At 52.8% G+C, this 1,184-nt stretch carries 1 rRNA gene; it reads right to left on the reverse strand.

Features of this window, described 5'->3' with window-relative positions:
* Positions 1–1,153: ribosomal RNA gene (locus ACTXG9_RS19545) — 23S ribosomal RNA — on the reverse strand; the annotation flags it as partial.
* Positions 1,154–1,184 lie beyond the last annotated feature (31 nt).

The raw sequence follows: 1,184 nt of genomic DNA on the forward strand, positions 1-1,184 counted from the left end.
TATGCACCCCAAGCTTCGGTTCTGTGCTTAGCCCCGTTAAATCTTCCCCGCAGACCGACTCGACCAGTGAGCTATTACGCTTTCTTTAAAGGGTGGCTGCTTCTAAGCCAACCTCCTGGCTGTCTGTGCCTTTCCACATGGTTTTCCACTTAGCACAAAATTTGGGACCTTAGCTGTGGGTCTGGGTTGTTTCCCTTTTCACGACGGACGTTAGCACCCGCCGTGTGTCTCCCATACAGTCCGTCTCGGTATTCGGAGTTTGCAATGGTTTGGTAAGTCGCGATGACCCCCTAGCCATAACAGTGCTCTACCCCCGAGAGGATACATATGAGGCGCTACCTAAATAGCTTTCGAGGAGAACCAGCTATCTCCGGGTTCGATTAGCTTTTCACTCCTAATCACACCTCATCCCCTACCTTTGCAACGGGAGTGGGTTCGGGCCTCCAGTGCGTGTTACCGCACCTTCACCCTGGGCATGACTAGATCACCCGGTTTCGGGTCTACTGCCCGCGACTATGCGCCCTTATCAGACTCGGTTTCCCTTCGCCTCCCCTATACGGTTAAGCTTGCCACGAACAGTAAGTCGCTGACCCATTATACAAAAGGTACGCAGTCACTCCTTGCGGAGCTCCTACTGCTTGTACGCACACGGTTTCAGGTTCTATTTCACTCCCCTCTCCGGGGTTCTTTTCGCCTTTCCCTCACGGTACTGGTTCACTATCGGTCGGTCAGTAGTATTTAGCCTTGGAGGATGGTCCCCCCATGTTCAGACAGGGTTTCACGTGCCCCGCCCTACTCGTCTTCACTGGAATGGCCCTTTCAGATACAGGGCTATCACCTTCTATGGCCGCTCTTTCCAGAGCGTTTTCCTAGAACCAATCCAGCTTAAGGGCTAGTCCGCGTTCGCTCGTCGCTACTTACGGAATCTCGGTTGATTTCTTTTCCTCTGGTTACTTAGATATTTCAGTTCACCAGGTTCGCTTCCAGCAGCTATGTATTCACTGCAGGATACCCGCAAGCGGGTGGGTTTCCCCATTCGGACATTACCGGATCAAAGCTTGTTGCCAGCTCCCCGATACTTTTCGCAGGCTGCCACGTCCTTCATCGCCTCTGACCGCCAAGGCATCCACCGTGTGCGCTTATTCGCTTGACCATATAACCGCAAGTTGCCTTGGGTTATACAT

The sequence above is a fragment of the Stenotrophomonas maltophilia group sp. LNF247 genome, from assembly GCF_054083135.1.